Source organism: Sphingobium sp. C100 (genome assembly GCF_000508185.1).
In the GTDB taxonomy this organism is placed as follows: Bacteria; Pseudomonadota; Alphaproteobacteria; order Sphingomonadales; family Sphingomonadaceae; genus Sphingobium.
Map to the genome: position 1 here is coordinate 20,188 of NZ_AYOY01000170.1, position 9,872 is coordinate 30,059.

At 63.1% G+C, this 9,872-nt stretch carries 5 protein-coding genes and 1 pseudogene; 2 read left to right on the top strand and 4 right to left on the bottom strand.

What is annotated here, in order from left to right:
- Nucleotides 1–7: 7 nt before the first annotated feature.
- The 3 genes from C100_RS47605 to C100_RS41250 all read right to left on the bottom strand — a co-directional run bounded on the left by C100_RS47605 (nucleotide 8) and on the right by C100_RS41250 (nucleotide 8,363).
- On the bottom strand, nucleotides 8–4,636 hold the full coding sequence (locus tag C100_RS47605; RefSeq protein ID WP_024020964.1) for an Ig-like domain-containing protein: 4,629 nt from the start codon (nucleotides 4,634–4,636) through the stop codon (nucleotides 8–10).
- Nucleotides 4,637–4,851: 215 nt separating this feature from the next.
- The gene (locus C100_RS41245) at nucleotides 4,852–5,739 is read right to left on the bottom strand and encodes a tyrosine-protein phosphatase (protein WP_024020965.1); all 888 of its coding nucleotides are present in this window, start codon (nucleotides 5,737–5,739) and stop codon (nucleotides 4,852–4,854) included.
- Nucleotides 5,740–5,762: 23 nt separating this feature from the next.
- The gene (locus C100_RS41250) at nucleotides 5,763–8,363 is read right to left on the bottom strand and encodes a TonB-dependent receptor (RefSeq protein WP_031309949.1); all 2,601 of its coding nucleotides are present in this window, start codon (nucleotides 8,361–8,363) and stop codon (nucleotides 5,763–5,765) included.
- A gap of 154 nt (nucleotides 8,364–8,517) precedes the next feature.
- On the opposite strand from C100_RS41250, the pseudogene C100_RS49570 reads away from it, so the two are divergent.
- Nucleotides 8,518–8,697 (top strand): annotated as a pseudogene (locus C100_RS49570) (TetR/AcrR family transcriptional regulator); the annotation flags it as partial.
- A gap of 39 nt (nucleotides 8,698–8,736) precedes the next feature.
- Here the strand turns inward: C100_RS49570 and C100_RS49205 are convergent.
- Nucleotides 8,737–9,162, bottom strand: a complete 426-nt coding sequence (locus C100_RS49205; RefSeq protein ID WP_235219120.1) for a hypothetical protein — start codon at nucleotides 9,160–9,162, stop codon at nucleotides 8,737–8,739.
- Here C100_RS49205 and C100_RS49210 point away from each other — a divergent pair.
- Nucleotides 9,148–9,747 (top strand): TetR family transcriptional regulator, encoded by a 600-nt coding sequence (locus tag C100_RS49210; RefSeq protein ID WP_235219121.1) that lies wholly within the window; start codon nucleotides 9,148–9,150, stop codon nucleotides 9,745–9,747. The genes C100_RS49205 and C100_RS49210 overlap by 15 nt on opposite strands.
- Nucleotides 9,748–9,872 lie beyond the last annotated feature (125 nt).

Sequence of the window (9,872 nt, forward strand, 5' to 3'; positions counted from 1 at the left end):
CGCCGGATCAGCCGAACTGGTGCAGGTCGGCCGAGGTCGGGAAATGGTGGAGAAAATCACCGATCATGTCGAGAAAGCCGACCAGGCCCGGCTGGTTGTCCGACCAATAATCGGTCGCGGCGAACTCGACCGCGTTCACGTCGCTGACGCCCATCAGCGTCACGCTGGTGCCCTGGGTAAAGGTCAGCGTCAGATCCTTGACGCCGTCATGATCGACATCCTGCACCTTGGTGCGGAACAGCGTGATGCCGTCGTCCAGCACGATGCTGTCGGACGTGACGTCAAAGTCCAGGATCTGGTCCTTGCCCTCCGCCCGGCCGAAGTGGAAGGCGTCTGCGCCCTCCCCGCCGGTCAGAATGTCGTCGCCCAGACCGCCGAACAATATGTCATTACCCGCGCCACCGATCAGCATATCCTTGCCCAGGCCGCCGAACAGCACGTCATTGCCGTCGCCGCCATCGAGCAGGTCATTGCCGATGCCGCCATCGATGACATCATGGCCGCCAAGGCCGTATAGCTTGTCATTGCCCAGGCTGCCCGACAGGCGATCCTCGCCCGCCGTGCCCTTGATCGTGTCGGAGAAGATGGAACCGATACGCCGGACGCCATCATTGATGCCGGTGACGGTGACATCGACCGTCGCGGTGCTGGTCAGGCCCTGGCTGTCAGTCACCGTGTAGGTGAAGCTGTCCGTCAGCGTCACGCCGGGCGCGAGCGCATCGAACACGTCATTGTCGGCGACATAACGCAGTTGCTGCGTATCGGCGTCGAAGATGACGCTGCCCAGCGTGCCGCTCGTGTCAACCGCGCTGATCGCCAGCGTGTCGCCCGTGTCGGGATCATTATCGTTAGCGAGCAGCGCCTGCCACAGATTGGCGCTGGTGGCATCCTCATTGACGGCCACGGCGTCATTCGCCGCCGTCGGCGCTTCGTTCACATCGTTGACGGCGATGGTAAAGTCCTGCTCCGTCGACAGGCCGCCGCTGTCGGTCGTGCGCGCGACGATGTCATAGGCGGCCATCGCTTCATGATCGAGCGCGGCCGTGGTGGTGATGACGCCGGTCGCCGCGTCCACCACGAACAGGCCGTTCGCATCATCGACCAGGCTGTAGCTCAGCACGTCATTGGCGGTGTCGGTGGCCGACAGGGTGCCCACGATGCTGCCTGCCGCCAGATTTTCGTTCACGCTCGCATGATCGAGGATCAGGTCGGTAGGCGCGGCGCCCAGCATCAGCAGGGCGAGCTGCGGATCATGATCGGTCGGCCGGTCGCCGCCAAATTCGGCATTGATGTGGACCGCGTCATAGTGCGCGCCGCCGACCAGGCCGCCAGTGACCAGGATATTGTCGAGCTGCTGGGCATTGCCCTCGAACATGTAGCTGTAACGTTCCTCGGGCGGCAGCAGCGTGTTGAGGTTGGTCAGCATCCCGCCCCGCGCCGGATCGGTCAGCAGGGTCTGGAAATCCTCGAAATAGAAGCCGTTGAAATCGCCCAGCACCGCCAGGTTGAGCGACGGGTCGTCGGCCAGATGCTCCTGGATATAGGCCTTGACCCCTTCGGCCTGGGCGAGGCGGGCGGACTCGCCACCCGCAACCGCCGGCTGATTGTCGCCCCACAGCGGCTCGCTGCCGCCGCGCGAGGTGAAGTGGACGTTGATCGCGGTGATCGTCTGCCCCGCGAAGCTGAACTGCGCGGCAAGCGGGTTGCGGCTGCCGGTATAGGCCGCGCCGGTGATCAGCTCGGCGCTGCCCTCGACATAGGAGACGCGATCGACATTGTAGAGGAAGCCATTGCGGATATTGCCGCCCGGCTCACCACCGGTCGATCCCGCGACCGTGGGCGCGATTTCGACATAGGCGTAGCGCACGCCCGATTCAGCGTAGATCGCGTCGATCAACCCCTGGGCGGTGATGGTGCCGGAGAGGTCGGCCCCCGAGCCAGCGCCGTCGGCATCCTGGATTTCCTGCACGCCCACGATGTCGGGCGCGTTCAGGCTGTAGACGATATTGTCGGCGAGGATGTCGAACTTGTTGTCGCCCGGATCGAGATTTTCCAGATTATAGGTGGCGAGCGAAAGATAGTTGCTGTCGCCCGACAGGGTGGTCACTTCCCGGTCCAGCGTCACGTCGCTGGTGACGGTCACCGCTTCGGTCACCAGCACTTCATAATAGTCGAAGCTGTAATTGACGATGCCGGTGACGCTGCTCAGCTGATCGCCGATCGAATAGTCGGGATTGAAGCCGGAGAAGATCGCGCTGTCATCGTCGATCTGGATCTTTTCGGGATTATAGTCGATCGTCCCGTCGGCATTGGGGGAAATGGTGATGCCGCCCCGATCGTTGATGCCGGTGGCGCCCACGCCGTGCGAGGCGACCACGTCGGTTTCGCCGAAGCCGTTGGTGTTGGACACGACCTGCGGCGCGTCGATGGTGACGCGCATCCCTTCCAGCGCTTCCCAGAAATCGATGCCGTCTGTCGCCGGATCATAGCTGGTGAGGCCGTCATTATCGAGATACTGGCTCGGCGGCAGCAGGCCGCCCTGCCCGATCAGCACCGCGTCGGGCAGCGCGTTGCCGCTGCTGGTGACGGTGACGGTCGGGGAGACGATCTCGGTCAGCGAGAGCGCCTGCGCATCGGCGGCATATTCAGCAACGACGCCCTGAACGCTGGCGGCATCCCCCACGGCGACGGCGGGGGCGGTCGAGGTGAAGACGAAGATGCCGTCGGAGGTGCGGGCATTGCCGTCATCGATCGCCGACTGAAGATAGAAGCCGTTGCTGTCCACAGCGGTGACGATGCCGGTGGTGGTGACGACCTGCCCGACATAGTCGGAGACATGGCCCTCGCCCTGGATCGTGCCGATGTCGAGCGCGATCGGGTCGTCATTGACGATGGTGCCGGTCGCCTCGGCGCGGTCGATCACAACGTCGCCGCTGGTCGCGCCCAGGCGCACCGTCAGCGTTTCATTGCCCTCGCCCACCAGGTCGCCCTGCACGGGGACGACGATCTGCTTGACGAACTCGCCCGCAGCAAAGTGTAGCGTGCCGGTCAGCACCGCGCCCGTGCCCAGATCGTCGGCGCTCGCCGCGCCGTCCAGATCGACGGAATAATCGACGGAGGCCTCGTTGGCCTGACCGCCCGCACGGCGCACGGTGAAGACCATGTCGGTCAGCCCGGTGTCGCCTTCCGCCACGCTGGCATCCTCAATCCGCAGGTGGCCGGTGCCATCGGCGGGCAGGAAGCTTTGCCCGGCGTTGAGCGAACCGAAGCTTTCGGACCCGTTGGCGACCCAGCTGAAATCGGTGGCGGTCGATCCCGCGCCGGTGAGTTGCAGCGTCAGGCCGGATGCGGGCGCGGGGTCTTGCGACACGCCGATGTCGATGCTGGTCATGCCGGCCGCAGGCGTGCCGGCCGCGGCGGTGAAGCTGCCTTCATAGGAAAGGAGCTGGATCACCGTGCCGTCGGGCGCGACCAGCGCGAAACCGTCGGACGCGCCATTCTGGATTCCCGCACGCGCGAAGGACAGGGCGCCAAAGCCATCGCCTTCATCGTCGATCACGCCCGACAGGTTGAGCGTGTCATAGACGACCGCAGCGTCGGGCGTGTTGGAACCATTGTAGAAGACGATCTTGTAGCCGGTGAGGTCGGTGCCGGCGGTGCCGGCGATCTCGATCCCCTCGCCCGTGTCGGTGCCGACATTGTCATAGTGGATTTCGTTGACGAACACATTGGCCGCCGGGCTGGGGGGCGCGGCATCGTCATTGACGATCGTGCCGACAGCGCTGGCATCGCCCAGTGTCGCGCCCCCGGCCGCGTCCGACAGGGTGACGGTGAAGCTGTCATCGCTTTCGAAATCGGTGTCGCCCTGAACCGTCAGGCGGACTTCGGCGGAGGTGGCGCCGTCGGCGAAGCTGACCGTGCCGCTCATCGCCTGGCCCGGCGCGAAGTCGGCGGCGTTGGCCGATCCGTCGAGCATCAGCGTCCATGTGGCGGCGACCGCGCCGGCGCTGCCGCCGCTGCGGCTGACCGTGAAGACGATCTCCTGCGTGCCGGCGTCGCCTTCGACGATGCTCGTGTCAGCGATGGACAGCGCACCGGGCTGCGGTTCCGGGTCGCCGCCGCCGAAGCTCTGGCCGGCATTAACGTCGCCGGCGGTGGCGCCGTTGATCAGCGCCCAGCTGAAATCATCGACGCTGTCGCCGCTGCCGATCAGGCCGATCGATGTGCCGGTCTGCGACCCGTTTTCATAGACGCCGACATTGGTGCTGGTCATGCCGGCCGCCGGACCGCTCGCCGCCACGAAGCTGCCTTCCCAGCTCAAAAACTGGACGACATTGCCCGCCGCATCGACCAGCGCGATCCCGTCCGGCTCGCCATCGGCGCCCGATCCGCCATTCTGGATGCCGTTGGAAGGATAGTCGATGCGGATCGTACCGAAACCATTTTGCTGGTCGGTAATCACGCCGCTCAGCGTCTGGCTATTGTAAACGCCGCGATTGCTGGGGTTGCCATTGTAGAGGACGACCGTCCAACCGGTGACATCCGTGCCGGCCAGACCGGCAATCTCGACGAACTCCCCGGCATCGGTGCCGGCATTGTCATAATGGATTTCGTTGATGAAGACATTGGACGCCATTGCAATTCCCCACATGAGACATGCGAGGCCGAACCGTCCCACCGGCTCGATTCGCATGACAGACCGACAGTCGGCCTATGCGGGGAGAATGACAGATATATGGCGACGGACCGACTTGCTGCGCCGGGCGCCTTCATGGGTCCGGTGAGTTGAACAGGCGCCGAATAGGCCAGGCTGAGGTCCGGGGCGGCACACGCCGCCCCGGACACCGTCGATCAGGCGGCAGTGAGGAACTTGGCGCGCAAACGAGCGATCTTGAGATCGTCCAGGCCCAGCTTTTCGCGATAATAGCCTTTGATCCCGCCGGGATAGGCATCCATCGTGGCGAACGCGCCTTCGATAAAGCTACGATCCACACCCATCAGTGTCTTGAGCACTTCAGGCGGCAGCTTGTTGAACATCGCCAGCGACGGATCGTTCGCCTCGGGCGGCTGCGGTTTGAAATAGCGGTTCGACAGCAGATAGTCCTGGATCGCGGTTTCCCGATCGACGCCCAGTACCGACAACAGGATCGCGGCGGCGACGCCGGTGCGGTCCTTGCCCGCCGTGCAATTGAACGCCACCGTGCCGTCCGTGGCGAGCAGTTGTTCGAACAAGGTGCGATACTGGTCGGCAAAGAGATTGGGAATGTCGCGATACAGGGTCGCCATGGTCTCCTTCGCCTCATCGGCGGTGATGCCCGGCTCCATCAGCAGGTTCATGAACATGCCATGATCCATAGCATAGTCGCGTTCGAAGACAGCGGGCTTGCTCGCTTCGGGCCAGTTGACCGGCTCAGCCGTCCGCTCCCGCGTATCACGAAAATCGACTACGGTCTTGAGGCCGAGCGACGCGAGATAGGCGAAATCCTTGTCGGTCAGGCGCGACATCGCGCCCGACCGCAGCAGAACGCCCCATTTTACCATGCGGCCGTCGGTGGTGCGATAGCCGCCCAGATCACGGAAATTCTGGCCACCTTCCAACGGCAACAGCCGTTCATGCTGGCCATTGGCGTGGGCCACCGGTTGAGGCTGCGGTTGGGCCTGGGCGAGCGCCGTGGCCGGCAGGGCCAGGCCCGCGACGCACAGCAGCGCCGACAGCGCGCGAATATGTGGGATGCGCATGAAGTTGATCCTTATCTCTGTTTTCAGAAACCGAAACGGACGCCGAACATGTAGCGACGGCCGACCTGCTCGACTTCGGTCGGCTTGGACTCGTCGCCTTCATAGGCCATGTAGATGGCGTCGGTCAGGTTGGTGGCGTCGGCGAACAGGGTCAGATTGTCATTGACCGCATAGCGCAGCGACACGTCCAGATTGTCGTAGCCATTGCGATATTCGCCACTGCCAAGCCCGCCCAGCGTGTCGAGCCAGTCGCTGCGCCACTGATAGCTGACCCGGGCCGACAGGCCGTATTTCTCATAATAGATCGAGGTGTTGAGCACTGTATCGGACAGGCCCTGGAACGCGATATTCTTCTGCGTGGGCGTGTCGAATTCGCCGCTCAGCAGCGCCAGATTGCCCTGGAAGCCAAAGCCGTCGAGCGGCGAGGGGAGGAAGGTGAACTGCTGCTGATAGTTGAATTCGACGCCGTAGAGCTTGCCGCTCGTGCCGTTGAATGTCGATGTCAGCAGATAGCCCGAACGATCGACGCCGTCGCTGTCATACAGGCTGCTGCCGACCGCCTGCTGGTTCTGATAGAGGACATTGTCCACCCAGCGGTGGAAGGCCGAGACCGACGCGATGCCGCCGCCGGGCAGATAATATTCCAGGCTGGCGTCCACGCCCCAGGTATATTCGGGCTTCAGGTCAGGGTTTCCTCCGCTGATCGTGCCGGGAATTGCCGTGTCGCTGATCGAACTGCCGACGCGAATCTCGCCAAAGGACGGCCGCGCGATGCCGCGTTGCCCGGCGAGCCGGAAAACCAGGTTCTGCGTCAGGTCAAAGCGCGCATTGATGCTGGGAAAAAAGTCGGTGTAGCTCTGCGGCGCCGACAGCGGCACATTGCCTGCGGCGGTAACGGCGGTGCCGACATTGTCGAGCCTGAACCGTTCGACGCGCACGCCGGCCACGACCTGGCCGCCGTCAAATTCATATTTGCCCTGAACATAGCCCGCAAGCGTGCGCTCATTGAGCTTGTAGCGATTTTGCTCCGGCACGGCATTGGGATCGAAGCTGCCGGCCGCCTCAAGCTGCGCCAGCAGTGTGTCGATGTCGCTGCGCATCGCGCGATTGTCGATATAGTTTAAATCCGTGCCAAGCGGGAAGCCGGTGTCCCACCTCCTGTCGGTCACATAACCGCCCGGATTGAACGAGGGCTGGGTGGCGAGCACGATATAATTGCTCTGGACGAAGGTGAAGCCGTTAATCTCGCGATCGGCATAGAGAAGACCGGCCGACAGGGTCAGATTATCGAACGCCTTGGAGACATCGGCCTTGAACGTATAGCTGTCGGAGAAGGTGTCCTGCGTCAGCGGCAGCAGCAGCGCGCCCGATGTCACCTTGCTCTGGTCAAAGCTGCCGAGCGCAGCGCCGCGGGTCGCCGTTTCCCCGTCCATCACCGTCTGGTAAAGCGTGACGATCGGGAAGCGCGGATCGCTGTTGTCATAGGTCAGCGAGGGCGAATTGGCGCCCGAAGTGCTGGCCTGGACCATCGGCAGATAGGTGGTATTCTCGGTACGGGTATAGTTGAGGTTCACCGACGCCTTCAGGCCGTCGTCCGTCTCATATTCGCCGCCGATCGTGTTGATATAGTTGCGGGTGCGATATTCGCCATAGTTGAACGACCCGCGCACCGGCACCCCGACCAGGTCGCCGCTATCCTGCGTCCGCGTGCCGCTGGCCGCGTTGGACAGGCGGAACACATATTGGTTGCGCTGCTCGTCATCCTTGAATTCGGTGTAGATGCTGCGCGCATAGATACGCTGGCCGTCCTGCGGCTCATATTCGATCGCGGCGAACAGGCCATTATTCTCGCGCTCCACCTCATATTGGCGGACGTCGAAGACGGTCGGGCCGTTGTCGTCGTAGGCGCCGACCTCGCGATTGTCGGTCAGCTGCTTGCGGCGATAATGGGATGCACCGACAACGAAGCCGACAGTGTCGTTCGACCAGCTCGCCCGGATCGAGCCCTGACGCTGGTCCTTGCCGCCCAGCTCCATGAAACCATAGCCAAGGTCGCCCTGAAGATGGAAACCCTTCTGGGCCATCGGCGAATAGGTGCGCAGGTCGATATTGGCGACGATCGCTTCGGCCTGGAGGTCGGACGTCAGCGACTTGTTGACCGCCATGGCGCTCAGCAGCACGGCCGGCACCGCGTCGAAACGATAGGCGCGGGTCGTGCCGCCTTCATCGACGCCGATCATCGGAATGCCGTCAATGCTGACAGAGGTCCAGCGATTGGGCGCGCCGCGAACCTGGATATAGCGTTCCTGGCCCTGGTCGCGCTGCACCGCCACGGCGGGCAGGCGCGACAGCGCGGCGGCGCTGTTCTGGTCCGCAAAGCGCCCGACGGCATCGGCAGCGATGATGTCGACCAGATTGTCCGCCTTGCGCTTCAGCTTGATCGACGAGGCCTGCGACTCGCTGATCGACCCGGTGACGATGATTTCATTCTCTTCAGCGGCATCGGCAGCCGGAACGGCCGCATCCTGCGCGCTGGCGACACCCGCCGTGGCAAGGGCAAGCAACGCTGCGCCCGCGAACATGGTGGTGCGGCTATTATGTCGGCGCCCGTGGATAATAGTCATGAAAGTCCCCCTGTCTGGAAAGTCGAGGGGGCGACTAGAACGGTTGTATGTCGCCGCAATGACAGATGAGAGACCCTTTTAATATGCAGATCGGGATTGGTCTCTTTTCCAACTCTGATACATTGAGCGTTCAAATACAGGATGCAACCCAGGAATGCCGCCGTCAAAATCCGACACTTCTGACGCTATCGTCAAGAAAAATAGCCTGATTCAGGCGGTTCTTTCAGGATGGAACCATCAAGGCACTGGCGAACTGTCGGCTCGCACGATCGCAGCCTCGGCCGGAATCAGCCCGTCTGCCATCTATTATTATTTTGACGATGTAGAACATTTGTATGAAGCCGCATCGCACGAAGCGATGGCCCAGGCCCGGCTATGGTGCGATGCGCAAATGGCCCAGTTCGGCGCGCTTCACATCGATGGCGCGCGGCCAGGGGACGTCGTCGCGGCGATGATGGCGACGTTGATCGACGAGCTGTGCAGCCAGGATCGGACTATCGCCCTGGCCTGGCGCGAAGCCCATATACTGGCCGCCAGAAGCCCCGAATTCAGTACGCTCTGGGCTGGCTGGGATCAGTTGTGGCGGAATTTCTGGCTCGGCATCTGCCGACGCCTGGGCATCGAAGCGGATGCGGATTTCTGCCACAATTTTTTTGACGGGGAAGTTTGCCTTCACCTGATGCGGTGGAACCGGACCGGCGATCGCGCCAGCCTGGATGAAATAACGCGCGGGTTTGGCGCCTTTCTGGATGGTGCGCCGCTGCCGCCCGCTCCCTGGCGCGCAATGCTCAAGCAACAAGCCATTCAGTCCATCTTCGTTGCAGACCGCAACGACGCGCTCAGCCGGAACATCGCCCAGGCAGCGACAGAACTGCTGGCGCTCGGCGGGATCGGCGCGATCACCCATCGCGCGGTCGCGGCTCGCGCCGGCCTTACGCTGGGCACCGTCTCCCACCATTTCAAGCGCGCCGACGACCTCCTGCGGCTTGCCTATCACGAAACCTACCATATCCTGACCGGCCTTTCCCCAAATCCGGCGGAACCAGGCACTTTCACGCCCATGGCGAACAATACGCCAACGCTGAGGAGAACGCTCGCCATCGACGAGCTGGTGCTCGCCGTCGCGCGGGGCCGCGCCGATTCCAGCCTGGCGCTTGCCTTGCGCTATCTGCGCGGCCGAACCAGCCAGTTCGCGATTGCGGAGACGACCAGCCTCAAAGGACAGCCCCTGGCCCTAGCCGCGGCGATCGCTTCCAGTATCATGATGGGCGTATTGCACCGGACAATCCACGAAACCGACGAAATAGCCGCCGACATCCGCCAGGCCGTGCATCAGGACATGCTGCGCCGCCTGGTCGCCGGAGGCCGCTCCGACCCCTCGTAAAAATCCGATCGGGCGGGGTTCGGCGCTTTTGTGGCGGCCAAGACCTTACCGTGTCGATTTGCCTGGATGCTGGAGCGGGTAGCGGGGATCGAACCCGCATCACAAGCTTGGAAGGCTAGTGCTCT

Coding starts and splice junctions, on each gene's coding strand:
- C100_RS47605 (WP_024020964.1), bottom strand. CDS start 4,636: ATGGCGTCCAATGTCTTCATCAACGAAATCCATTATGACAATGCCGGC.
- C100_RS41250 (WP_031309949.1), bottom strand. CDS start 8,363: ATGACTATTATCCACGGGCGCCGACATAATAGCCGCACCACCATGTTC.
- C100_RS49210 (WP_235219121.1), top strand. CDS start 9,148: ATGCTCAAGCAACAAGCCATTCAGTCCATCTTCGTTGCAGACCGCAAC.
- C100_RS41245 (WP_024020965.1), bottom strand. CDS start 5,739: ATGCGCATCCCACATATTCGCGCGCTGTCGGCGCTGCTGTGCGTCGCG.